Annotated in this window: 19 protein-coding genes, 1 pseudogene and 1 other annotated feature; of the genes and pseudogenes, 3 read left to right on the plus strand and 17 right to left on the minus strand. The window is 47.6% G+C overall.

Going from position 1 to position 26,062, the window contains the following annotated elements; genetic code table 11:
* Positions 1 to 37: 37 nt before the first annotated feature.
* Positions 38 to 404: a sequence feature (16S ribosomal RNA rRNA prediction is too short), on the minus strand.
* A gap of 303 nt (positions 405 to 707) precedes the next feature.
* The gene (locus ADU23_RS04355; RefSeq protein ID WP_053372626.1) at positions 708 to 2,018 is read right to left on the minus strand and encodes an anti-phage deoxyguanosine triphosphatase; all 1,311 of its coding nucleotides are present in this window, start codon (positions 2,016 to 2,018) and stop codon (positions 708 to 710) included.
* 97 nt (positions 2,019 to 2,115) lie between these two features.
* Between ADU23_RS04355 and ADU23_RS04360 the strand changes: the two genes are divergently transcribed.
* Positions 2,116 to 2,670: a guanylate kinase gene (locus ADU23_RS04360; protein WP_053372627.1), complete on the plus strand. Its 555-nt coding sequence runs from the start codon at positions 2,116 to 2,118 to the stop codon at positions 2,668 to 2,670.
* A gap of 57 nt (positions 2,671 to 2,727) precedes the next feature.
* Here the strand turns inward: ADU23_RS04360 and ADU23_RS04365 are convergent, their stop codons facing one another.
* From ADU23_RS04365 to ADU23_RS04415, 11 genes and pseudogenes are all read right to left on the minus strand, one after another.
* Entirely contained in the window at positions 2,728 to 5,139 is a 2,412-nt protein-coding gene (locus ADU23_RS04365; protein WP_053372628.1) for an FtsX-like permease family protein, read from the minus strand.
* A gap of 5 nt (positions 5,140 to 5,144) precedes the next feature.
* On the minus strand, positions 5,145 to 5,903 hold the full coding sequence (locus ADU23_RS04370; protein ID WP_197286034.1) for an ABC transporter ATP-binding protein: 759 nt from the start codon (positions 5,901 to 5,903) through the stop codon (positions 5,145 to 5,147).
* 95 nt (positions 5,904 to 5,998) lie between these two features.
* Positions 5,999 to 6,739, minus strand: coding sequence for a sensor histidine kinase (locus ADU23_RS31945; RefSeq protein WP_053372630.1), 741 nt, complete (start codon positions 6,737 to 6,739; stop codon positions 5,999 to 6,001).
* A gap of 219 nt (positions 6,740 to 6,958) precedes the next feature.
* The gene (locus ADU23_RS31950; RefSeq protein ID WP_053372631.1) at positions 6,959 to 7,429 is read right to left on the minus strand and encodes a hypothetical protein; all 471 of its coding nucleotides are present in this window, start codon (positions 7,427 to 7,429) and stop codon (positions 6,959 to 6,961) included.
* 14 nt (positions 7,430 to 7,443) lie between these two features.
* Positions 7,444 to 8,148: a response regulator transcription factor gene (locus tag ADU23_RS04385; RefSeq protein WP_053372632.1), complete on the minus strand. Its 705-nt coding sequence runs from the start codon at positions 8,146 to 8,148 to the stop codon at positions 7,444 to 7,446.
* 220 nt (positions 8,149 to 8,368) lie between these two features.
* A pseudogene (locus ADU23_RS04390) lies at positions 8,369 to 8,853 on the minus strand (zinc-binding dehydrogenase); the annotation flags it as partial.
* A 44-nt stretch (positions 8,854 to 8,897) separates the two neighbouring features.
* The gene (locus tag ADU23_RS04395) at positions 8,898 to 9,824 is read right to left on the minus strand and encodes an ornithine carbamoyltransferase (protein ID WP_053372634.1); all 927 of its coding nucleotides are present in this window, start codon (positions 9,822 to 9,824) and stop codon (positions 8,898 to 8,900) included.
* A gap of 140 nt (positions 9,825 to 9,964) precedes the next feature.
* Positions 9,965 to 10,795 (minus strand): carbohydrate ABC transporter permease, encoded by an 831-nt coding sequence (locus ADU23_RS04400; protein ID WP_053372635.1) that lies wholly within the window; start codon positions 10,793 to 10,795, stop codon positions 9,965 to 9,967.
* Between the two features lie 12 nt (positions 10,796 to 10,807).
* The gene (locus ADU23_RS04405; protein WP_053372636.1) at positions 10,808 to 11,707 is read right to left on the minus strand and encodes a carbohydrate ABC transporter permease; all 900 of its coding nucleotides are present in this window, start codon (positions 11,705 to 11,707) and stop codon (positions 10,808 to 10,810) included.
* A 77-nt stretch (positions 11,708 to 11,784) separates the two neighbouring features.
* A complete protein-coding gene (locus tag ADU23_RS04410) occupies positions 11,785 to 13,101 on the minus strand; it encodes an ABC transporter substrate-binding protein (protein ID WP_442950645.1) in 1,317 nt (438 codons plus the stop codon).
* Between the two features lie 62 nt (positions 13,102 to 13,163).
* On the minus strand, positions 13,164 to 15,257 hold the full coding sequence (locus ADU23_RS04415; RefSeq protein WP_053372638.1) for an amylo-alpha-1,6-glucosidase: 2,094 nt from the start codon (positions 15,255 to 15,257) through the stop codon (positions 13,164 to 13,166).
* A 258-nt stretch (positions 15,258 to 15,515) separates the two neighbouring features.
* Between ADU23_RS04415 and ADU23_RS04420 the strand changes: the two genes are divergently transcribed.
* Positions 15,516 to 16,526 (plus strand): LacI family DNA-binding transcriptional regulator, encoded by a 1,011-nt coding sequence (locus ADU23_RS04420; protein WP_053372639.1) that lies wholly within the window; start codon positions 15,516 to 15,518, stop codon positions 16,524 to 16,526.
* A gap of 263 nt (positions 16,527 to 16,789) precedes the next feature.
* Positions 16,790 to 19,189, plus strand: coding sequence for a lamin tail domain-containing protein (locus ADU23_RS33450; RefSeq protein WP_082310997.1), 2,400 nt, complete (start codon positions 16,790 to 16,792; stop codon positions 19,187 to 19,189).
* A 67-nt stretch (positions 19,190 to 19,256) separates the two neighbouring features.
* Here ADU23_RS33450 and ADU23_RS04430 read toward each other — a convergent pair whose 3' ends face one another.
* The 5 genes from ADU23_RS04430 to ADU23_RS04450 all read right to left on the minus strand — a co-directional run bounded on the left by ADU23_RS04430 (position 19,257) and on the right by ADU23_RS04450 (position 25,954).
* The gene (locus ADU23_RS04430) at positions 19,257 to 21,185 is read right to left on the minus strand and encodes a 3'-5' exonuclease (RefSeq protein ID WP_053372640.1); all 1,929 of its coding nucleotides are present in this window, start codon (positions 21,183 to 21,185) and stop codon (positions 19,257 to 19,259) included.
* Between the two features lie 90 nt (positions 21,186 to 21,275).
* A complete protein-coding gene (gene hutH / locus ADU23_RS04435; RefSeq protein WP_053372641.1) occupies positions 21,276 to 22,808 on the minus strand; it encodes a histidine ammonia-lyase in 1,533 nt (510 codons plus the stop codon).
* Between the two features lie 170 nt (positions 22,809 to 22,978).
* The gene (locus ADU23_RS04440) at positions 22,979 to 24,769 is read right to left on the minus strand and encodes a hypothetical protein (protein ID WP_053372642.1); all 1,791 of its coding nucleotides are present in this window, start codon (positions 24,767 to 24,769) and stop codon (positions 22,979 to 22,981) included.
* Positions 24,744 to 25,685, minus strand: a complete 942-nt coding sequence (locus tag ADU23_RS04445) for a hypothetical protein (RefSeq protein WP_053372643.1) — start codon at positions 25,683 to 25,685, stop codon at positions 24,744 to 24,746. The genes ADU23_RS04440 and ADU23_RS04445 overlap by 26 nt, the downstream gene beginning before the upstream one ends.
* Positions 25,682 to 25,954 carry a hypothetical protein gene (locus ADU23_RS04450; RefSeq protein WP_053372644.1) on the minus strand — a complete coding sequence of 91 codons (273 nt, stop codon included), beginning with the start codon at positions 25,952 to 25,954 and terminating at the stop codon, positions 25,682 to 25,684. Before ADU23_RS04450 ends, ADU23_RS04445 begins: the two co-directional genes overlap by 4 nt.
* Positions 25,955 to 26,062: the final 108 nt, after the last annotated feature.

Here is a 26,062-nt window from a genome sequence, read left to right on the forward strand (position 1 = left end):
AACAGAGCTTTACGATCCGAAAACCTTCATCACTCACGCGGCGTTGCTCCGTCAGACTTTCGTCCATTGCGGAAGATTCCCTACTGCTGCCTCCCGTAGGAGTCTGGGCCGTGTCTCAGTCCCAGTGTGGCCGATCACCCTCTCAGGTCGGCTACGCATCGTCGCCTTGGTGAGCCGTTACCTCACCAACTAGCTAATGCGCCGCGGGTCCATCTGTAAGTGATAGATTGCTCCATCTTTCCCGATTCGGTCATGCGACCATATCGCGTATCCGGTATTAGCATTCGTTTCCGAATGTTATCCCAGTCTTACAGGCAGGTTACCCACGTGTTACTCACCCGTCCGCCGCTAATCTTATCCCGAAGGACAAGATCCGCTCGACTTGCATGTATTAGGCACGCCGCCAGCGTTCGTCCTGAGCCAGGATCAAACTCTCCAAATTGGTGTTTGAAATGCTCATTACTTTTTTATCGCTTTTTYYKMYSATYCSKWAGRATYWKMRRGGCAGTTATTACTCGTTGTTCAGTTTTCAAAGAGCAATCTTTTTTCTTTCGTTCCGGTGTATTTCTTGGCCGGAATAAGAATATACCATGTACTTGCCCACTATTGCAAGTGTTTTTTAAAAATAATTTAAATAACTATATTTGAGCGTTGTAATATTCTGCAACTATTAGATGAAGCAACAGCTTTCACTGCTGCTCCATATGTTAAATATCAAACAGCCTGCCGCCCGCTGCTTCATATAAACGGGAATACATTTTTAGCGCATAAGTATCTGTCATTCCTGCTATATAGTCGCAAACGAGCCTTGCATTCACCCTGTCGGATGATGGCTGCCAGCTCCGTTTTCTATCCTCAGGAAGCAGATTCTTATCATTCATCATCGCTTCAAAGAGCTTCTCGATAATTTTACCGCCGCGCCATTCAAAGGTTTGAACCTTTTGAGAGAAAATCACATGGTCGGTAACAAGGCTTTTCAAATCTTCCAATAGCTGCATCGCATCCTCTGCAATAACCGCCTTGTAACGCAAACGGTTAGAGGCGAATGCTGGGTGCGGCTCTACGATACTAATTTCATTAATGAAACCGGACACCAGATCCGCGAAAAACGGCTTCGTTTTACTTTTAGGACTGCTATTCTCCATATAGAGACGTAGGGCTCCAGCAATTCTGGCCGATGAGATGGACATATGCCGCTTAGCGATCTCGTTTAAATGGTCGGCATGAATCAGATTCAGCTTAAAAGCATCCTCCAAATCATAAGTCGCGTAAGCGATATCGTCAGCTAATTCAATAATGGAGCATTCAAAGGTTTTATTTAAAGTCTTCTTATGCTTCCCCTCTTGAAAATCCGTTACCTCCAAGAAGTAGGCCTTCTCTTCCGGCGCAAAGCTTTGGATCACCCACTCAAATACCGGCTCGTCCTCTTCAAACACGCTGCTTTTGGGCGGCTTTCCCGTAATCGCCGGATTGTTTACTTGCTTCATGCTGGCCGGGTATTTCAAAATCGACAATAAAGCCGCTCTCGTCAGATCCAGTCCCGCTTCCAAGTCTCCCTCTCTATTCGTTAATAACCGAAAGGTATGCGCGTTGCCTTCAAAATTTAGCCCAGATGCACTCATGCATTTGTTCAATGCGCGTTCTCCTTGGTGTCCGAAGGGAGGATGCCCCAAATCATGGGCTAGAGCGGCTGCTTCAATAAGGGAGATATCGATTTTGTATTCCGACTCTTTGAAGATTTTGTTTTTTTCATTTAAGGTTGTGGCTATTCCTCTGGCAATTTGAGATACTTCAAGAGAATGGGTAAGTCGCGTTCTATGAAAATCGCCTTCGCTGATCCCAATAACCTGCGTCTTGGATTGCAAGCGGCGAAACGCAGCCGAATGAATGACCCTGCCAAAATCGCGTTCAAAATCATCCCGGATCGATACCCTTTGCTTCGCATTTTCCGTATTGATATGCCTCTGAATATCCGTATCATTATAAAATGAATTCGAAGAATGTTTATATAATATCATTGGCTCGCTCCCAGCTGGCTTTGTTTACAAATATTTTAACAATATATGGTCCCTATTAGAAGCAATAGATGAAGAAATCATAAAGGAGCGCTTCCGTTTGGGAAAAATACTTGCATTTTATGGCCCTTCCTCGTCAGGAAAGTCCGAAATACAGAAGGAGCTAAGCCATAACGGCTTCCGCAAAATCATTACGGCAACGACAAGGCCTCCTAGGCCAAACGAAGAAGACGGGGTTCATTATATTTTTATGGATGCCGCGCAATTTGATCAGCAAGTTCAGGCAAATGCCTTCATCGAGTGGACGCAGTACAACGGACACTTTTACGGCACGCTCAAATCAAGCATCGAGCATATATTGAATCAAGATGAAACGGCCCACATCGTACTAGACTTAGCCGGCGTTCTATCCCTGAAGAAGCTGTACAAAGATATCGTGGCTGTCTATGTTGGCGCTAATCTAGAAACGATTGCGAGAAGGCTGGAGATGAGAGGCGGTAGCACGGAGGAAATCGGCAAAAGGGTTAAAAAAGCGGCAGAGGTTGAGCTGAGCAGCGAGTATATCCAGCATGCCGATGTCTTTGTATGGAATCATGATGGCGTTGACTTCAACGATACGATGAAGAGCGTTAACGCATTGATCGGAACCAATTAATCATATTCATTTAAAAATAGGCCGAGCCCCGCACAAGTGCGATGCTCGGCCTTATCGTTATTCGACAACAAGTATTCGCGGCGATGTCTTCTGGATTACTTTTGACGATAGCCATGAACCAAAGCCCGCTGCAATTACGCTTAACAAAGCAACTGCTATGATTCCTCCCCATTCCCGAATTAGCGGCAGCTGCACGATCCCATAACCCGAGAAGAGGTCAGACAATAAGATAGGCAGCACATAAACGCCCACAACTATTCCGATCACAACTCCGATTGCAGATAGCGCCACGATCCCTGCCGAAATGGCTCTTCTCATTTGATTCGAAGTCATGCCTATGGATTTATAGATCCCGTAGCTTTTGCTTTCCTTCCTAATGCTCATCCGGCATATGCTGTAAATAATCATGAAGGTAACGCCAACAAACAGCAGCCCCATCATGCTCATTGGCAAGATCAAAATAGTCGCCGCATCCTTATAGACCGAATCCAATAAAGTCTGCTGGGTTACCGCTGAGATCGAATCCTTGTATTTCGTATTTAATTGCTGTACGATCTGATCCGCTAGCGTACTGTCGGCTAGGTTAATGAAACAAAGCTCCGCCGCGTTATAATTTTGATTATATTTTTTAACCACATCCGCCGTAATTCTTGCTGAATAGGACATGTTCGCTATGGCCTGGTAGACGCCCGTAACGGTAAGCGTATGTTTATGGCCCTCAATATACACATCTACTACATCGCCAACATCCTTGCCAAGACTTTTGGCAACGTTGACGCCAAGCGCAATTTCGTTGCTGTTCCGCGGGTTGTACCCTTTTAGGACCGCCATTCCCATATGATCAAAGCTTCCGTCAAGGACATCCATATTCCCATTAATAGATTCACGCTTAGCTCGTTCAGCGCCCGGCATCTGGTCCGGAGCAAATACCCCATTCAGCGAACTCATCCATCCGATGTTTTTGATTCGTGGATCAGCCAGCACCTCCTTCTCCAAATCCGCCCGTGAAAAAGCCGACTTATTAAAGATCGTCACTGCAACATGAGAGGAGTCGTATCCCCACAACGGCGCCGTTTGCTGTATAGCAAAAATACTGTTTAGCAAAACAAAGCCCAATACGAGCACCGCTGACGTAATCGTGGTAAGCACTACAATGAGGACGGAATCCTTCGCATTTTTCAAAATAGGCCTAAGTCCAATGACGAAAGGGAGCGGCATTCTCTCAAAAATGCTTTTTGCGCCGCTTAGGACTTGAAGGCGTTTGATCATTTTATTGTTTTCCATCTCGGACATGCCATACCGAATAGCTTGCATGGGCTGTACATAACGCGCTTTGCTAGCATAGACCAACACGCATAGCAGAACCGCGATAAAAACAACGACTCCAGCTAGCATAGCCTTATCATACCCCTGAATCGCGACCCATAAATCCCCTGCTTTTAAATACGAAAGCGAGCTCTCTACTATCATTTTTGACAAAAAATAGCTGATCCCAAGTCCCGGAATAATAGCTATAACAGAAAGAAACGCATACTGCATCACATATATAGCGATCAGTTTGTTCGAGGACAGCCCCAGCGACTTTAATACTCCGATCGTTTTATAATTGGATAAAATGGCGTCGGAAATCGTAAAGCCAATCGTATATAACGCAACCAGCATCATGACGACGCCAACAAAAATCATTACAAAGCCTATTAACTTATTAATTATGAAATAGAAAGATGAGATCGCTTCAAAATCGGTCTTCCACTCCAAGTAGGGAGTTCCGAGACCCTCCTCGAAGCTATGCCAATATCGGCTGCTCTCGCTATAGTCATCGTAACGCAGCCCGAGCATGTACATGTCCTCACCCTGCAGCGTATCGAGCTGCTTATGATAATCCGTGCTGTTCATCCAAATCCGTGCACCGGTTGCAAAGGGACCGCCGTATGGAATATCGACTACAACAGCGGATACCTTAAGCTCAAACATGCGCTCGCCTGTTTTGAAGCCAATGCTGTCCCCGATTGCAATTTTATTGGTCATCGCCATTGAAGTAGGAATCCATATGCTTCCCGCCTCTGGACTAAGCGCTTCGCCCCCCTGTGCAAAAACAAAACGGTCTACCTTTGCCTGCGCCGCCGGCGTATTCATCATAAACAAATATAAATTCGCAATTTCTTTCCCTTGAAAGGTTGCGCCGGACAAATTTCGGTAAGGCAGGAGCTCGGACACCTTCACCCCGTCCTGCTTATCCCACCAGCTCTTGATCATTTGGGGATCATGCAGCTGATTCATCAGCGTCAATATTTGATGGGAGCCATTTGTTTTGCGGTGGATATCCATAAACACATTTTTAGTGTTTGAAATTACCGTAACGGAGGTGGCAAGAAGCAAGGTCGATAATAAAATCAACAGGGCTATTATCCCGTTCTGCAGCTTCTTTTTTCTTAAATGAGCGTAACAAAGCGACCATACTGCATCCATATCGGTTACTCCTTCCCCGACACATAGGAGAAAATAATGTGCTCGCGTTCCGGAATACTTGCTTGGTCAAACTTATCAAACTCTAAGATGCCGCCTATTTTGCCGTCTCGAATTAAAATAAGCCGGTCTGCCCTGCAAGCTGCTTTAATATCATGGGTCACCATGACGACCGACTGGCCTTGACGGTTCATCTTCGTTAAAATATCGAGCACCGCCACGCCTTGATCATAATTCAAGCTTCCTGTAGGCTCATCCGCAAAAATAACGTCAGGCGAATTAATGAGCGCTCTGGAGATAGCCGCTCTTTGCTGCTGTCCGCCAGAGGCCTGCGCTGGCATGCGGTTGCTTAGCGCCTCTATATCCAGCTGCTTCAACAGAAGAAGCGCCTTGCTCTTTAATTCGCTTTTGCGATAACCCGCCACATACCCGGGCATTACGATATTTTCGAACAGGGTAAGGTCGGGCACCAAATTAATGCTTTGATAAATGTAGCCGATTTTTTTCGCTCTAAATTGTGCCAGCTCTTTCTCGTTATATTGGTCAATGCGCTGCTCCCGAAAATAAACCTCGCCAGCCGTTACACTATCCAGCCCGCTTAATAAGTAAAGCAGCGTCGACTTGCCCGAGCCCGAATTGCCCATGATGACGGTAAAATCGCCCTCATAAATGTCTACATCCATGTTTCGAAGCGCATGAAACTGCTCGCTCCCGGTCGAATAGGTTTTGCATAGGTTCGCTGCGCGAATGATTGTTTTTTTGGACACCGATAAGCCCTCCCGTATTGCTGTCATCTAGTCATTGTAAGGGGCCGTTGTTGATAAATACTTATCAGGATATTAATAAAGTATTACAGATCGATTTAACAGATGGGGATGAAAAAACTAAATACCGTTCCTTGATCCTTTATGCTTTTAAAAGATATCGACCCTTTATGCGCCTCAATAATGTGCTTGCAGATCGAAAGCCCCAGCCCGTTCCCCTCCTGATGCGGTTTGGTACTCTGCTGCCCTTTGAAATAACGTTCGAATATAAACGGCATGTCCTGCGGAAGAATCCCTTTGCCTGTGTCTGCAATCGTTAATTTTAAGCTCCCGCCTTCAAGCTCGACGCTCATCCGAATCGAATCGCCCGCCGTCGTATGCTTTAATGCATTCGCAACCAAGTTGGAAATGACCTGCTCTAAACGGTTAGCGTCAACTTGAATGAGCACATTCGCAATTTCCGGCGGCTCTATGAAAGCAACTCCGGTAGAGCGAACATAATGGCTAATCGGCTTGATTATGGTCGACAGTACGTTTTGGCTGTATTGCTCTGTAAGCTGTATCGAAATTTGGCCCAGCTCCTTTAAAGCATGCAGGAGAAGGTCCTCTACGAGCCGCGCCATTTTGTCCGTATTCGTCTGCATGATTTCAACATAGCCCATGACCGATTCCATATTGGGGCAAATCCCTTCAAGAATGGCGTCTATGTATGCTTTGACCGTCGTTAGCGGCGTTTTAAGATCATGCGAAATATTAGTAATAAGCTCCTTTTGCGCCTTTTCATGCTCTGCCTGCTGCTCACTCAGAAACATAATCTCCAAGCGCATTTGGTCGAACACCGCATAAACCTCGCCTATCTCATCAAGCCTTCAATACTCGGCCTTTTGCTCGTAATCGCCTTTCAAAATCGCTTCAGAATGATCCTTTAGCTTGTGAACGGGGCGAATGATATGGCGGTTGATTTTAAAGCGAAGAAACACTAGCAGCATGATTAATAGGATCATAAACGAAAGAATCATGAGGATTCGGATAAGCGGCACTTCGTGGGCTTGTTCATTCTAGATAACGCTTGCTGGCATCGTAAAAATAGCATTTCCGATTTGTTCTCTCGTTTGATCATCTACGATTGGAAAAGCAATGTTAAACTTATTCTTTTGCACATTGGAGGTGTATAAATCATAGTGAAGTGCCGTTCTAACATCAACCTTCGATAACCCATTATTGTCTGGAAAGGTGCTGAAGCGAATGCTGCCGTCCAGCCCCGCGTACAAGAAAGACAGATCGTTAGCGTTACTCATCTTATTAAGAGTCTCACCGATCGCTTCGTCCTGTATTTCAGCATGATGCCTTTCCAGATAAAAGATGATCTCACTTACCTTTAAACGTACTTGATTAATAACATAGGCAGAATCTGCCTTATCCTTGCTGCTGTAGCTGTCGATAAGCAAAGAAGCACCACAGCCGATTATGATCGCCAGACAAATCAAAACAGCCGTAAACCACGTTTTAAACCAGCTTTTTAAATACATAGGCTTCTCCTATCTCACGCTTCATCCATGCAGAACTTATAGCCGATGCCCCAGACCGTTTTAATATAGGCAGGGTTTGAAGGATCCGCTTCGATTTTTTCCCGTATCCGGCGAATATAGACGGTTATGGTGCTTTCATCTCCGTACTCCGCGTAGCCCCAAATCGCATCGAGCAGCTGACTCTTTGAAAATACTTGATTGTTATGCTTAGACAGGTAAAATAACAGCTCAAATTCCTTGGCAGACAAAGCGATCTCCTTGCCAGCCACCGTTACGCTGTACGCCTTCTTGTCAATGACGATGTTGCCGAATATCAGACGATCATCAACCGGGCTAGTCGTTCCGAAGCTGTCCATTCTGCGTAAATGGGCATTTATTCTAGCGATCAGCTCGCTCAAAGAGAAAGGTTTGGTCATATAATCATCCGCCCCAAAGCCAAGGCCCAGAACCTTATCCGTGTCGCTCCCTCTCGCGCTCAGAATAAGGATCGGCGTTTGGCTCTTTTGGCGAATTTGGCGGCATAGCTCAATGCCATCCACATCCGGAAGCATAATATCCAAAACGATAAAATGCGGCTGCCAGCCGTCTAAAGCATTTAACGCGTCTCTGCCATTTTCAGCAATTAGCGCTTCGTACCCGTTGATCGTGACATAATCCTTGATGATGCGGGAAATGTCCTGCTCATCTTCGATAATGAGTATTTTGCGTGGTCGATTCATCGTTTGCTCTCCCATACGAATTCATTCAGAAATAGTTTGCGGGCGATAGCTTTATAGATCTTGCAACTTATTCGACAACTTCCAGCATTATCCTTTGCGTATGCTATTGCACAAACAAAAAAAGCGTCCTGCCGACTAGGCATGAACGCTCTCGAAATTCCGCTTCGCATTATTTGATTTTCACTACGATTTTCCCTCTGGCATGATGGGACTCGCTCAGCTAATGGGCATCCCTTAATCCTTCTTGCGTAAAAGCAAACACATGGCCAACGATCGCTCTTATGCGGTTGTCTGCCATGAGGTCGGCTATTTCTTGAAGCTGCTTGCCGCTCGGATTTAGCCATAAGGAACCGGCTTTTATGCCTTTCTCTACTGCTTTAGCTTCATCTGGAGGCGATACGATCGATACGAGCCTCCCGCCCTTTTTTAACACCTGAAAGCTATTTTCTTGGATGGTTCTTCCCATCGTATCAAGAACGATATCATAGTCTGAAATCACCGTTTCAAAATCAACCTTGGCGTAATCGATGAACACATCTGCGCCCAGCGATTTTAGAAGCTCTTCGTTTTTTGAGTCACCTGCGCTCCAACCTCTGTTACAATGCCCGCTGCGTCCCAGCCGAGAATGATCGGAAATTCAAATGGCAGCATTTCTTTTAAATAACCTTCTCTTAGCTTCCAATCAATCGGATTGATGGAGGTGGCAAACATTCAATCAAAACCTGATTGTCGCATATACGCCCGAGATATCATGCATAGCAACCTGGTTTGAGCAAATACAGGAGCAGCGCTTTTTGAACATGCATCCTATTCTCGGCTTGCTGATAGATGACGGAGCGATCCGATTCAACGAGCTCTGCTTCAATCTCATAACCCGGATGAATGGGCATATCATGCATAATATAAGGAGAAAATCCTTTCAGATTATTCCGGTTCAGCTGATACGGCAGCATCTGCTCCATTCTATGGTTTTTCTCTTCCTCGTAATGGCTCTCGTGAAAAAACTCCATATCGACCCATGTGTCCGTATAAACAAAATCAGACCGCGATACCGCCTCCGACAAATGAGCCGCATTTTCCACGTATCCGCTTTGATAGGCAGCTTGCATTAGCTCCTCATCCCATGAAGGCGTATTTACGATAGGCGTTACAAGGAGAAGCTTGACGCCCATTGCGGTGCAGCCTGCTACCAATGAATTGGCTACATTGTTGTGGATACCGACATACGTCAGCGTTATTCCCTCAAACGTCCCCGCTACCTCATAAATCGTCATCAGATCCGCTAAGGCTTGGCATGGATGATATTTTTCACAGCAGCCGTTAATGACAGGAACGCTCGAATACTGGGCTAGTTCGAGCACGTCGGAATGTTTTTTCAGTCTAGCCATGATCACATCGCAGTTTCTTGACGCATACCGGGCTTCATATTGGATCGGGGATATGCTGAAATTGCTTGAATCCCAATCCATAACGACCGAGTATCCGCCCAATTGGTTGATGCCGGATTGGAAGGACAGGCTAGTTCGCGTAGAGGTTTTCTGAAAAAGCATAAGCAGCCCTTTTCGCTCGGTTGTATGATAGAAGCGCTCTGGGCTTTGTTTCATTTCCACAGCTTGATGGATAATGGATTGAATCATGTCCTTGCTGAATTCTTTTAACGATAATAAGTGGATCATCGGTTCACCTCGGTTATGAATATTTATACGCAATAATGAATATATATTCATGTTATAAGCGATGAAGAGCCTTTGTCAACTTGCAGATAAAAAAAGCTCTGCAGATTACTCTACAGAGCTTACTTTTAACGAGCTTATGGCTATTTCCCGCCGGTGAACGTAATTCCTTTAATAAAGAATCGATTGAAGAAGGCATAAATCAGCAGCGCAGGGAGCGTGAAGACCATAGATGCCGCCATAATGTAATTCCAATGACTGATGTACTGCCCCTTGAAGGTATTGAGTCCAAGCGTGAGCGTAAACATCGACTTATCGGACATGAACATAAGCGGCTTAAGGAATTCATTCCACGCTCCCATAAATACGAAAATCGTCTGTGCCGCTAACGCAGGCACTGCCAGAGGAAGGGCAATTCGGAAAAACACGCCGAACCGATTGAGGCCATCCATCTCGGCTGCCTCCTCCAGCTCCTTCGGAAAGCTTAGGAAAAATTGCCGCATCATAAAAATAAACGTCGCATTCGCCATCATCGGCAGCGTTAATGCCGCATACGTGTTCAACAAATCGAGCTGCTTCATAATTAAGTATGCCGGCACGATCGTGAGCTGGCCCGGAATCATCTGTACAGCCAAAATAAGAATGAACATGACCTTGCTTCCGGTAAATTCAATCCGCGCAAGCGCATAACCTGCCATGGAGTTGAACAGCGTATTGCACACCGTAGCAACTACGGCAATCAAGGCACTGTTGTACATCCACCTGAGGAACAGCGGTTCTTTTACGAAAATGTCGTAATAGTTCTGAAAGGTGAACTGTTTGGGAATAAAGTTGATGCCTCCTGATACAATTTCGCTTAGCGGCTTAAACGAAGAGGAAAGCGCCCATAGAAAGGGAGCGACCGTAACGCAGCCGTATGCGAATAACAGGAAGTAGAGAATCGCCTTTCCCCATTTGGATTGTTGAAATACCACCTAATCGCCCTCCTAGTTCAGCTTCTCTTCGGCGAACAGCTTGCGCTGAATCAGCGTAACGAGCATAATGACCGCAGCCAGCATGACAGCGAGCGCGGATGCGTAGCCGAAGTCGAGATTTTTGAAAGCATATTGATAGATCAGCAGCGCTACGGTCAAGGTGGAGTTGTTCGGACCGCCAGAGCCTGCCGAGAAAATATAAGATTGATCGAAGAGCTGAAACGTACCGATAATACCCATGACGACCGTAAAGAAGGTCGCCGGTTTAATTAACGGGAGCGTGATAGAGATGAATCTCCGCCAAGCCCCTGCCCCGTCCAGCATCGCTGATTCATACAGCGCGTCAGGAATATCCTGAAGCGCAGCTAGAAAAACGACCATAAAAAACGGTGCGGTGGACCATATATTCATAAGCATAATCGCCTTCATTGCGACCGCAGGATCTCCAAGCCAGTTATAGCCATGCAAACCGACGAATTCAAGTACACGGTTCAAAAGACCGTTTGAATTGTATATCCACATAAAGATTAGCGACAATACAGCCGATGACGTAACGGTCGGCATAAAGAATACGATTCGGAAAAAGTTTTTGTATCTCAATTTAGCATTCAAAATAACGGCAAGCAAAATAGCAAATGCCGTCTGCAGCGGTACTACAAAGAGTGCGAAGGATGCCGTGTTCTTAAGCGCGATCCAAGCGCGTTCGTCTCCGGCCATTCGGGTAAAGTTGCCTGTCCCCACCCATTTGTAGCTGACGTCGCCAAGCAGATTAACCTTGTGTCCCGAAAGATAGAGCGAATAGAAAACGGGCAAGAACAAAAAAGTGCCCAGCACTAAAATCGTTGGAAGCAAAAACAGATAGCCTGTTGCATTATTTTTCAGCTTCTTTCTCCATGAAGAAACTTGGGTCATGCTACACCTTCTCCTTTCGTATCAAAATGAAAGAATGAAGGAGGGAGACTGTCGATGCTCTCCCCCCTTCCTTTCGTTTACTTAGCTGCTGCGATTTCCTTATTCGCAACGGTTTCGGCTTTTTTCATAGCATCCTCAAGCTTCGAATTGCCCATAAAGGTATCAACGAATTGGTTATTGAAGTTGCTCATAATTGTTGGCAGTGTAGAACCAGCTTGCCAAGGCGTTGCATAGGACGCTCCCGCCACAATTGCGCTGCGCAGCTCATCCTTGTCATATCCTAGCTCTTGTGCGACCGACTTCCGCGTAGGAAGCGCGAAGCCTTTGCTGGTCCAAGTCTTCATGCCTTCCTTGCCAGTCAAGAAAGAAATCAACTGCCAAGCTGCTTCTTTCTTCTCCGATTGCTTGTTCATCACATAAGCAACCGTGAAGGCCATCGTGCCTTTAGTGCCGTTTACAGTTGGCAGCTCCGCTGTTCCGTAATCCAGATCCTTGTAGTTGGATTCGAGGAATGGGATCGCCCAGTTTCCTTCGAATACGATCGAGGCTTTGCCTTGGCCGAACATCTCTCCGCCCCAGCCAGCGCCAACTTCTTTTGGCTCGCCGGATGATTTGTCTACATTGTGCATATCTGTAACTAGCTGCAAGCCTTTAAGCGCATCCGGGGATGCGAATGCGGCATTTCCTTTGTCGTCTGCCACTTTGCCGCCAAACGCTTGAATCATGAACATTTGGCGCGCAAGCTCAGGCGCTACGCCAAAGCCATATCGAACGGTTTTATCGCCTTCTTTTTTGGTCAGCTTAGCTGCAGCTGCCTTCAGCTCATCCCAGGTTGCAGGCGGCGCTGCAATGCCTGCTTCTGCAAAATCCTTCTTATTGTAAAACATGGCAAGGGTAGAGAAATCCTTAGGGAAACCGTAAGTGACTCCCTCTTGCTTGAATGCATCAACCATAGGCTGTTCAAAGTCTGCAACGTCAAAGTCTTCCGTTACATAGCTATCCAGCGGCTCAAGTACATTGCGCTCAATGAGTCCCGGCGCTTCGAATGCGTCCAAGTAGAAGACGTCTGGACCTTCTCCGCCGATCAGTCTTGTCTTGATTACATCCATGTATTGATCAGCAATCACTTCATACTTAACCTTCACGTTCGGATATTTAGCTTCAAACTCCTTCAATGTTTGGTTAAGCAGATCCTGCTCTTCCGGGCTTGCTCCCCAGCCGGCAAGCGTTATGGTAACCGGTTCGGCCGCTGGCTCTTTTGTGGCCTCTTGCGCCGTACCATTATTCGTTGCCGCAGTTCCTTTGTTCGTGTTCCCCTCATTGCTGCCGCAAGCACTAAGCATTATTACAGCAGCCAACGTTAACGATAAACCAACAACCCCTGATTTCTTCATCATACATACAACCTCCTTAAGTAATATGAACTTTGTATATATAGAAACATATTGCGTAAAACCTATGAAATCAGCAGCTCATACCCTGTTAGATTAGACAGTATTTCCACCTCGGGACCATTAATTCCGCGTGTAACGCGCAGGCTGAGCGTGCCGCTGCCTATTAGAAGCTGCTCCACTTTAAGCTCATCCATCCCTTCTAATAGAGAAGGTCTGATCGTAATCTGGCGCGACAAAGCGTCTGGTTGAAGGCCAAGCAGCGCTTGCACAAAGGTTAACGGCGTTCCCGCTGCCCATGCCTGCGGAGAACATGCAACTGGATAAGGTACCGGGGCACCAAGCAGATTATCGTATCCGCAGAACAGCTCAGGCAATCTGTTATATTCGAATTTGTCAGCAGCAGCGAGTAAACCCTCTATAACCGTGATTGCTTCATTGGCGAAGCCCAGGTGGCTAAGGCCAAGTATGCATAAGGAGTTATCATGCGGCCATACGCTGCCATCATGGTAGCTCATCGGATTGTATCCCGCTGCATCCGTGCTCATTGTCCGAATGCCGTAACCTCCGAATAGATCGGGAGCGACAAGTCGCTCAGCAACAGCTTTAGCCCGCTCCGGAGAAGCAATGCCCGACATAAGAATATGCCCAGCATTCGAAGTGACCGATTCCACGCGTTTCTTGTCTTTATCCAAAGCAATTGCGTAAAACTGCTCATCCTCCATCCAGAAATCGCGCTCAAACCGGGCTTGAAGCTGCGATGCGTCTTGCTCCATCTGATCCGCCTGCTCTGCATGGCCTAAGCTTCTGAATATAGGAGCAAGCCGGGTGAGCGCCTGATAGACATAACCCTGAACCTCAACGAGTGCGATCGGAGCTTCCGCGTAGTCGCCGTTGCGGTGCACCACGGAATCCGCTGAATCCTTCCAGCCTTGATTCGCAATGCCTTTGGATGACTTCTGATAATACTCCACGAAGGAATCATCATCTGCGTCGCCATATTCCTTCACCCAAGTTAGCGCTGCTTGAAGATGCGGCATTAACGCTTTTATAAAATCAGCATCGCCCGTCCAGTGATAATATTCAGCAGCCAGCAGGAGGAAGAGCGGTGTCGCGTCAATCGTTCCATAATAAGGCGTAAACGGCACTTGATTCGTGCTCGCTAATTCGCCGTACCGGATTTCATGCATCACTTTACCCGGCTGCTCATCGCGCCATTCATCCTCATTTTGGCCTTGATAAGCCGCCATCGTGAGCAAGGTGCCCTTCGCGACTTGCGGATTCAAGGAAAGCATTTGCAGTGCGGCAATCAAGCTGTCGCGGCCAAACGGCACCGAGAACCATGGCAAGCCGGCAACGGGAAACGCTCCGTATCCAAGATCGGTAAGCAGCACTCGCAAATCTTGAACCCCGCGATGATAAAGCTTGTTGAACAGCGGCAAATTGCTCTGAATCGAAGTGGAAGAAGCATTCCAATCCACGTAGGAGGCTCGAAGCTTGCTCATCGCTTCCTCAGGCTCATGCTGAAGCGGCTCGTTCCCATCGATAATCGGCGCGATGAAGAAAGCGATTGCAATATTTTCCTGATGCCCTAGGGCAACATCGAAGTGGAGCTCCCCTGACTCGCTTATTTTGCTTTCCTGCGTATTCCATTTGATCTTGGTCTCGCGGCGCACGCCGTCTGCCCCTAGATAGCCGATTACTCTCTCCCTTGAAGCACTCCGCTCCATTGTCTTGCTTCCAAGCTCTCCATATTGAAAGCCGCGAACGACGAACATGTCGGCAAAATCCGTATCGAGCAGCACCGAGAAATCAAATTGAATAGGCTTGGGATAGTAGCTTGTAAGCTTGATGCTCTCATATAACGCACCTTCATAAATGAAACGCGTGCGTTCGATTTCTACGGATTCACGCCACAAAATCAGCTCGCCGTTCTCCTCCATATGCGGATTGGTAAGACGAATCGTGGAGATATAATTATCGTCGGCAGCGGAAGACAGCAATATGGGCTTCTGACCGTTGATTCGGATCTCCATCCTGCTTAGAAACCTTGTGTCTTTCGTATAGAGACCTTTGCCGGAAATATCGCCTTCCGGGATGTCGCCATTCCTATCCGTCATGAGGAATAGATCGTTTTCTTTGATGACTCGATAATCCAAACTTCTCCCTCATTTCTCTCTTAGTGGCATCTTTACTCACTTATTTTTGAGTAAGCTCATTGGTATCCGAAACGTTTCGGAAAAAGGGTAAAAAAATATTTACACTTCATTCATAATTCGGTGATCCAACTTTCCAAAACGTTTCGGATACGTTATAATCGAATTATAGATCATGATGAAAGCATTTACAACCCTGAATTTAAATTTTAATTTTTCCTATCTTTCCTTACATGTTTCCTAACAATCCGGAGGTATCCTATGGTCACCATCAAAGATATTGCCAAAGCTGCCAGCGTATCCGTCACGACGGTATCGCGCGCATTAAATGGCTATGACGACGTTAACGAGGGCACACGGCACAAAATTAAAACCATTGCCGATCAGCTAGGCTACAGCCCTAATATGGCGGCAAGGTCGCTTATATCCAAAAAAACGAAAACGCTCGGCCTGCTTCTCTCCAATGTGACAAGAGACAGCTCCAAAGACAATATCGCCTTTGAAGTGCTGTGCGGCATCAACGACCGTTCTGGCGAGCTTGATTATGATCTCGTATTGTTCAGCACGACGCCGCAAAAGCAAAGAATGAAATCGTACAAGACATTATGCCAGGAGCGCGGCGTAGACGGCGTTATTATTATGGGCATTCGGCTGGACGACCCCTATTTGAAGGAGATCGTATCCTCTGATATTCCATGCGTGCTTATCGATATTACCCTTCAAGGTCCGAATGTCGGGTACGTCACTTCAGATAATACGCACGGCGCATTTACCGCAGTGAAGCATTTGCTTGAGTCCGGGCATCGCCAGATTGCGATGATTAACGGCCACGCGCAAGCGGACGTAAGCCTTCTGCGTTTAAAAGGATACCGCGAGGCGCTTGCGGAGTATGGCATTCCTTTCGACGAATCACTCGTAGTCGACGGACGATTTTCCGAGCATGGGGGAAAGCTAGCCGCTTCTCAAATTTTTACGAGCCGTCCTGACGTAACGGCTTTATTTTGCGCGAGTGACCTCATGGCTTTAGGAGCACTGCAGACCGCTAAGGATATGGGCAAAATCGTGCCTGATGATATCTCCATCATTGGATTCGACAACATAGACCTGACCGCCTACTGCACGCCTGCGCTCACTACCGTCCACCAGCATAAATACGAGCTTGGCTTTGAAGCCGCTCAAGTGCTCATCGATTTGTTAGAGGGAAAAGACGTCGTTCATCATGTCATGCTCGATACGACGCTAATTTCGAGAGATAGTGTTCGCAAAATCTAAAAAGCCGTACGTATAATAGCCCTTCTAAACGATGATGCGCGACTTTAGAGGGCTTTTTTTCCCGTTCCCACATCCTTATGTCCGCAGCCTCTCCGAATCTACTCTATCAAAATCGTTGCACAAAACTTCCTTTCCGCTCGCAGTCCTTCTCTCTTCTCACTTTTCTATTATTTATAAAACCTTATTATATGGAAACATTTCCATATGCTAGAATGATCTTGTGTACAGAGCTGCACAAAATTACTAGATAGGAGATGAGTTTAATGATTGCTAGACATTCATGGTCACGTTTGTTGCTAGCTACCGCTTTAAGCTTCAGTGTTCTATTCTCCAGTATCGGTTATGCGCCACAAGTCCATGCAGAGGGTCCCGCCGATCCGGCTCCCGAAATTTTGCATGTTGGCACAGCTAACGGTAAAAAAGTGCTTTTTGATAATACACACGCACAAACGGCGGGCGCAGCCGACTGGGTCATCGATGGCGCTTTTTCTGATTTTGGACATGCTTTAGCAAATGAGGGCTACGATGTAAAGGAGCTGCGTAAATCAACGCCGATTGTCCTGAGCGACCTCTCCAGCTACGACGTATTCGTCGTCGGGGAAGCGAATATTCCTTACAAGGCGACGGAGCAAGCTGCTATGCTGCAATATGTGCAAAATGGCGGAAGCATCTTTTTTATATCGGATCATTATAATGCGGACCGCAACAAAAACCGCTGGGATTCCTCCGAGGCGTTTAACGGCTACCGCCGCGGAGCGTGGAGCAATCCAGCCAAAGGCATGACTGCCGAGGAAAGCAGCTCCGCAGCGATGAGCGGCGTAGTCAGCTCCGACTGGCTGGGCTCCAACTTTGGCGTTCGCTTTCGCTACAACGCGCTTGGCGATATAACAGCCAATCAAATCGTCGCACCTGCACAAGCTTTTAATATTACAGCCGGCGTATCCACCATAGCTATGCATGCCGGCTCGACGCTCGCTATTATTGATCCTAATAAAGCAAAAGGAATTGTGTATTTGCCCGCCACCAACGCCAAATGGGGCAATGCCGTCGATCAAGGCGTGTATGCGGGAGGCGGTATCGCCGAGGGGCCTTATGCTGCCGTGTCCAAGGTAGGCGCAGGCAAAGCAGCCTTCATCGGCGACTCCTCGCCGGTCGAGGATGCTACTCCAAAGTACAAACGGGAAGAAACGGGCGGCACGAAAACGACTTACGCCGGCTTTCAAGAGCAAGATGATGCGACTCTACTTGTTAATGTAGTGAACTGGCTGGCGCAGCAGGAGAGCTATACTAGCTTGAATCAAGTGAGCGGCCTAGTGCTTGACCAACCAACGCCTCTGCTCGCGATAGAAAATCCACAAACATCCACCGAGCCGCAAAACGAGCCTTGGTCCGCTCCGGCCGCAGGCTACAAATGGTACGATCCTTCAACGTTCAAAGCCGGCTCTTACGGCTACGGGACGGGCGGCGGGCAGCCCGAAGAGCCTGGCGGCAGCGGCTCCGGCGTTTTCTTCTCCGAATATATCGAAGGCAGCAGCAACAACAAGGCGGTTGAAATTTACAACGGCACCGGCTCAAGCGTGAATTTATCGGGATACTCCGTTAGCTCTTCAAACACCTCGTCGGCCATTAATTTAAGCGGAACGCTCGCCAGCGGCGATGTCTATGTAGTTGCCCATACAAATGCAGCTGCTGGCATTTTGTCACAAGCAGATCTGCTCTCAAGCAATTTAAGCTTTAATGGCGATGATTCCGTCACGTTGAGCAAAAACGGAACAAGCCTTGATGTGATCGGCACCGCCGGCCAATCTTTTGGTACGGATAAAACACTCGTTCGCAAAGAAACGGTAACAACCGGCACAACCACATACGTTGCAACGCAGTGGGATGCTTTTGCGAATAATACGTTTACGAACCTTGGCAGCCATACGATCACCGCCGCCAATCAACCGCCGGTAGTCGCTAATCCGATTGCAAATCAGAGCCCTGCTGTAGGCAGCGGCGCATTGGTTATTGATGCAACAAGTACATTCAGCGATCCTGATGGGCATGCGCTAACCTTATCGGCCGTCTCGAGCAGTCCTTCAGTTGCAGCCGTTAGCGTTGCCGGCAAGCAGCTCACTGTTAATCCGCTTGCTCTCGGTACGGCTGCAATTACAGTAACAGCAAACGACGGCAATGGCGGATCTGCGAATGCAACGTTTACAGTCACGGTAACATCTACATCCGCCGTTATTTTGAATGAAGCTTTTGAGAGTGGAAGCAAGGGCTCTTACACGGCAGGAAATGTCACGCTATCAAGCGGATCATGGAATATGGATAATGCCTTGATCGGCAACCTGAGTACGGACAAGAAAAACGGGCTGCAAGCAGCCCGGATCAAAGCTGCCGGATCGATCTCGATGAATTTTAATGCTGCCGGCGCCAAAACGGTCAAAATAAGCCATGCTGCCTTCGGCACAGACACAGGCGCGGTATGGAAGCTGCAAAAATCCGTCAACAGCGGCACGAGCTGGACGGATGTAACAAGCACTTACTCAAGCTCAGCTGCGCTAACGGTTCAAAGTATTACGGTAAACGAGAATGCCAGCGTTCGCTTCCGCATACTCGTATCCGGCACTTCCGGCAGCCGCATCAACATCGATGATATTCAAATTTTCAACTAAAATGAAGCAGGCTGCCGAGAAATGATCTCGACAGCCTGTTTTTTCATATTTGGAACGAGCCTTTGCTTCATCCCATCTTCTTCGCGGATTGCTCCAGCTCCTGACGCCGATGCTGGAGCTCGTCCAAATAAAGCGTAAACTTCGAATCTCCGCTGTAGGAAATATAAAGCCAATCTAGAGCACGTGTCATTGCGATGTAAAACAGCGACACCTCGCGTTCCTCCACCTCTTCCAGCGAAAAGGGCATATTCTCAGCATTCACGATAAATACCGCCCGGAAATCAAGCCCTTTCACGCTGTCGATGTCCGATACGTTAATTGCATCAGCGTAACTGCCGGATTCCTGATCGATATTCTCATTTTCCGTAATCCAATTCATCGGAAGCCCTTGACCCTTAAGCGCCCTGCGGATCGAATCGGTGTAGGAGGAATAATAGTTGTTTTTCACACGGTACAAAATAACCATCTCGGCAAAAGGAACCTTATGGTCGTTATGCAAATGCCGGATTTGCTTGATGACCGACTGCAGCTCCTCTTGAAAACCGCTGTGGCGGCTCATCGAAGGCTCCGCCCCCATTCTTCGGGTGCTCTGCGGCGGAATAATCTCGACTCCTTTGGTGGAACCGAGCTTCACCTTGTTCTGGAGCAGCGAGTGCTGCTGATAGAAATCCCATGCAAATTGGGCAATCTGCGCCGTGTTGCGGTAATTAATAGAGAGGATGCGCGACCTCCCGCGGAAATCAAGCCCCGTATCCTGCAGCAAGCTCGACTTGCGCTTCATGAACGTCTGCGCCCGATCCTCCACGAGCAGCAGATTTTGCGTAACCGGATTAAGCAAACAGCTAAGCAGCTTGAGCCATTCCGGGTGAAAATCCTGGCCCTCGTCGATTAGTATCGCTTCATAACTAGGCAGGATCGCTTCCTTCTTCTCCAGCTTATCGATGAGTGAAGGGATATCCGTATCCCGGGCATTCAGCGCTTTTTTCAGCCATTCATGAAAGTTATACACCTCGATGTTTTGCTGGCGCGGCTTACCTTCCTTTTGCTCCTCCAGCCTAATCCAGTCCAGCAGATCCTCCGGCTCCTCCATCCTCCGGTCGATCGTTCGCCGAAGATTTTGCGACAAGGCGATGCTGCTGCAAATGACAAGAATCTTCCAATCCGGATGATGGTTCGCCAAATGTTTGGCACGGCTGGCGAGGACGAGCGTCTTCCCGCTTCCTGCCACGCCGCGTATCAAGCGGTGACGATCGCCGAGATGCTCTGCCATATTTTCCTGGTGCAGATCGAGCGTCTTCATATTGTGAAGCGAAAGCACAAACTGCTCCTGATGCTTCTGCTCGCCTGGCTGGCGAAACTCTGCGCTGAGCCTTGCCTCGGGTATGAGGTGATGGCGAATCGCACGAATATCTTCCTGCGACAAAATGTACGGCTTACGGCTAAACGCCGTAAACATGCCATGTATTTTCTCAATCAAGGAGTCGGCGGTAAAGCTGCCATCCTCCGGGTCGATTTCGTCGCGGCTCAGCACGAATGGCTGCGCAATGACGTCGTATAAGCTATATTCGATAAAATCCTTCTGCTTCATTCGCGTAAAAGCAGCTCCGAAGCCATGAGGGAATTTCAGCTGTCCTTTAAATTTGCCTTCTTGCTCAACGAGGGTATCATCCTTCTTAAGCTCGCCCGCCACATGCCGCAGGCTCTCCCTCGCTTGCTGATAAGGGTTCATCACCGTTTCCATTTGTCCGCCGGACCCATGCAGCAGCCACTCATCGCGGCCCACCTCGAATATTGCGGATTTCGTATAATCCTTCACTTCCAGAACGACTAATCCTAGATCGGGGCCAATAATGACAAAGTCAGGCCGGCTCCCCTGAATCTCTGGCTCAAAATAAACCACATAATCGCTCGGCAAATGATCCTTCAGCGTCCGAAACAATAGCCGTTCCCCAGCAGTCGCGCTCGTCCGAATAACCTCCGGTACCATATAAGCCATCCTTTGTCACCTCCAGTTCGATTTTTTCAGTTCTTATTATTATAAACGATCTTGGGCGGGTTGGTGTGAGAAAATAGGAAAGGCGAAACGTTATTTTATTGGAGTGACAGAAGCGAGCTCTTCCGACACATCCGTATTTCTCATCCAATCGGCGACGATCCGAATATCGTTTGACAATACGCGATCCTCGTCCACGAAGCTCACCTGTTCCCGGCAGCGGTCGTAGATCCATTTTGTCCCTTTACCAAGAAGCTCGGGACCCCGGAAATCAGCCGCCTGCGCAGCGCACATAAGCTCGATGGCAAGCACCGAATAGGCGCTCCGTACAATTTGACTTGCTTTGCGGGCCGCTATCGTACCCATGCTGACATGATCCTCCTGATTGCCCGACGATGGGATCGAGTCTACGCTGGCCGGATGCGCGAGCGATTTATTTTCGGAGACGGCTGCGGCAGCCGTATATTGGGCGATCATGAAGCCGGACTGTACGCCCCCGTCCTTAGCAAGGAATGGAGGCAGCTGCTCATTCAAATGCGGATTGACTAGCCTTTCCGTGCGGCGCTCCGAAATATTGGCGAGCTCGGCGGCGCAGATAGAGAGATGATCCATCGCGAGCGCAATCGGCTGGCCGTGGAAATTGCCTCCGGAAATGACCCGATCCTCAGCAGCAAAAATAAGCGGGTTGTCCGTTGCGGCATTCATTTCAATTTCCAGCTTCTCTCTTATATACCGCAGTGCATCGCGGCTTGCTCCGTGGACCTGCGGCGCGCAGCGGATGGAATAGGCATCCTGGACGCGCATTTGGCCTTGGCTTGTCATTAGCTGGCTTCCGAGCGTCAAGCGCCGAATATTCTCGGCTGATTGCCCCTGCCCAAGATGCGGGCGAATGGCATGGGTGAGGGGATCAAACGCATCGCGAATTCCGCGGAGCGCTTCTGCTGTTAACGCGGCTGCGCAGTCCGCCCATCTGGATAAATTGATCGCATCAAAGCATGCAAGCGCACCGATTCCCGTCATTACCTGCGTGCCGTTTATTAAGGCTAAACCTTCCTTCGCCTCAAGCGCGATAGGTTGTATGCCGGCTTTGGCCATCGCTTCACTGCCAGGCAACCGTTCATTCAAATAATAAGCTTCACCTTCACCGACAAGCACGAGTGAGAGATGGGCAAGCGGCGCGAGATCCCCGCTTGCGCCTAGCGAGCCTTGTTCCGGGATGACCGGCGTTACCCCGGCATTCAGCATCTCAGCGAGTAACTGAACCACTTCCGGCCTGATGCCGGAATAGCCGAGCGACAAGGCGTTTATGCGCAGCAGCATAGTCGCTCTTACCGCTTCCACACTCAGCGGCTTCCCTATGCCGCAAGCATGGCTTCGAATAAGATTTAACTGCATCCGCTTCGCGTCCTCCGGCGAAATATAGGTATCGCTGAACTTCCCGAACCCCGTCGTGAGCCCGTACACGACTCGTTTCTCACGAAGCAGCATTTCAACATACTCTCGGCTTAGCTTCATCTTCTTCATACATTTCCTGCTTATTTTCACTCTCTCCATGAAGCGGGCTACCCGGACAACATGCTCCATCGTCATCGCTGCTCCGTTAACGAGCACAAATTTCTCGTGCATAGCTCCCACCTGCTTTTCGAGTAATTAAAAAAAACCAATACCTTGGTGAAGGTATCGGCTTCTGATTGCTGGGCTGTTAAATAGTCAATGCCATATGGCTATTCGTTTTGTTACATGCCTAAACGCTGTACTTATCTTATTTTATGGGGATATGGAGCGTTTTAGTTCAACTAATTCCGAGATGCAAGCAAGGAGAAAGCTTCTTCCTTAGCGCCGTCTTGAAGCATATCGGATTCATCCGTAAGTCCAATATATCGCGACCACTCTTGCTCGAATGGAATCCCCATTTGAAACATCCGGTTGAACTTCTCCAAATCGTCTTCAACCGAATGCTCATACATATCGGCCAAGAGCAATCTTTCCTTCATCTCGGTTAATTGCTGCTCGGCTTGCTCCAGAATTAATTCCCGTTTTTCATTAACGCTTTTTTCGATATGCTGCAATTGGCGAACATAGTCATTCTCGGTATCGTCAATCGCCTTCTCGATGTTCGCTACCAACAACCCGTAGCGCACATCAAACAAATCGGCTTTTTTCAGCACCAGCAACACGATGTTAGAGATAAGTACCGTTGCAATCATCTGCAGAGGACCGGAAATAAATGCGGGTATGCCGAATTGCTTCGACACATAATCAAGCATGGTGTCAATGACAAATGCAGTAATCGTTACCGAAACAAGATTAAATACCCCGTCAGCCTTTTGCGCCTTCGTGGCGTTTTTGTCGAGCATTATTTTGGCAGAGTCGACTAAGGCTAACACTAGATTTTTGGCTAATCCGACGACCTTCTTGACCGTTTCCTTTAGCAAGCTAAGCAGAATATCAAAAAAGGTTTTAAAAAACTTCTTGAAAAGCCCTGATGCCGCATTAGAGAAAATCTCTTTCATTTTGGATAAGACATATTTCCCAATTCGTTTCATAGCAGGCTTCAATTTATGAAAAAACGCCGAGAGCGAGACGCTCTTATCCTTCAATATGGCTCTCGTCTCAAACAGCAGCGGAGGCATCGTGTAATAAATGAGCTGGCCCGCCAATATTTTCGTAATAGCCTTGCCGGAATCATTTAGCGCGTCCTTGCTTATCGCCTTATAGTCTGCATGCTTCAACGCTTGAACGCTTTCCTTATTTCCAATCTCCCTGAAAGTTCCAGCAAGCTCTTTCTGAACGTGCTTCGGCACTTTCCCTTCTTCGTTCAGATAACCTTTGTTGATGAGATGCTCACGCGTCTCCCCTTGGCTTCTCTCCCATCGCCCAATTGTATCCTCTACGGATTCGGCAGCGCCTTTAGACATGTTCGCCCTGGAATCAATCCATTGCATATTACCCTCAGAATGATAGACCTTCTCCATATCCTTTCGGTAATCGTCTCCCAGGTAGCGTTCGTTGTACTCTGCGCTTTTTACCGCCCGAACGTGATCGCCCGCTATTGAATCCTTCTGAACCTCTCTGCCGGTAAGGTCATCCCTTACGGTGTCCCCGCCGTTATTCAATTGATCATTCTTAAAAGCCGTCCGGGAGCTGTATCTATTGCCTTCGCTATCGTAAAAAGGCTCGTTCCCTGACCGCTCACCCTGGAACATCTTAACCGTCGACTCTGAATTCCGCGCATCAATGGCGCGAAGCGAGGACGATAATCCTTCATAATCATTGTAATTATTAACTTCGCTGATATAGGCTTTGTTCTGTCCGAGCGGGTCGTATTCATTGTCGTATTGGAAATTAACCATCCGAAGAGCAAGCTGGTCCGCTGTCATATATAAATCGCTTAAATCGAAATAATTTCGAATCACTTCCCCTGACAGGTCTCGCGAGCATGACTTTACTAGCTCGGCACCAAAATGATCCGGGCTCATTAGCTCTTTCATTTTCGTGTTTAATTGATTAACCGAGTTGATATACAACGTTTTTTCCATCTCTGCAAGCTGTGCCCTCTGCCTAACAATCTCTCGAAGCTCCACCATCTTGTCCCTCCAAAATACTAGCGTTATTCAACATTCGCGATTGCTCCTGCAAAGCTTCCGTATGCTTCTCTACTTCTATAAGATCCCTCTCGCTCGTTTCCTCATGAAGCAATCGCGTTAGAACGGGCGTGTCGTATATTTTTTTGCCAATCTGATAGAATAGAAACGCGTTTCTGATGAATCGGTAATGCTTCTCATGCAGTGTTCCATTCAGCAGCGTGATCTTCCGGTTAACCGGTATGTTCTGCAGCTCTCTTTTGGCAATGATGACATTTTTAATCGCTTCCGCTTCCATGAAGGCATCAATCAGCTCCAGCTCGGGAATAATCTTCTCTTCTATTACATCATCGATCATTCGAATATTGCTTTCATATATCTTTGATATGCGAATGTCGGTTGCTACCTTCTCCTGAATCAACCGTGCCTGGCTTTCCGTGGAGGCGATTTCCAGCCTGTATTGGCCTAATGTCTCGCGGAGGACTTGGTTTTTTTTCCGGATTTCCATCCTTGCTCCAAAAACCGTCTTGAACAAAATTTTCTTAATATACTCTTTCTTCTCCCAATCGTTATCTTCTATATATTTCGTTTTGGATTCAAATATTTTCTCTGGCAGTATAATCTCTTCTTTGCCGCTTTCCGCAGCAAATAGCTTCGTTTGAAATACATTTCCGAATTTGGATAAAAACCGATAGAGGCTAGAGATGGTTAAGCTAACCTTATTTTTACGGAAGCCATTAAGCTTTCTAATCGTGTCGTTGTAGCTCTGTATCCGATTGTTCGTTGTATCAATGATATCTGTAATATTGCTCATGTACGCCTTATGTAAAGTCTTAAGCTCCGAGACAAGCTGCTCACGCTCGGTTTCTCCAGTAAAGTCGTTAATTTTCCCGCCAACCCAGTCGAGCACCTTCTTCATTTTTCTACCTCCGTGTAGAAAACAAAGTCCTGATGCTTCTGGTTGTCCTTGCATGCGACGATGACACCGTCTCGAACCAAAAACGCGAAACGGTCATTCTTCTGAATGACAAAGTCGTCCAGCTTGCCCCGGGCTAGAAAGGTACCGTTTTCGTTCGTGTAATTGACGTCGACTTTTGCAGCAGCCATCGCTTTTCCCTGGTTTTGGATAATGAAAAACGCGACCGCCGCAAGCAAAATAAGCACAACTGCCGTAATTAGAAAAACCATTCCTCTTTCGCTCCTAAACTAGTAATATATTCCCATAGATCATTTTGTCATCGTACGACAAAAGTCGCATATTGTCGAGATGAAAGTAAATAAGGGATACCCTTCAAC

It is taken from the genome of Paenibacillus sp. FJAT-27812 (assembly GCF_001273905.1).
GTDB lineage: Bacteria > Bacillota > Bacilli > Paenibacillales > Paenibacillaceae > Pristimantibacillus.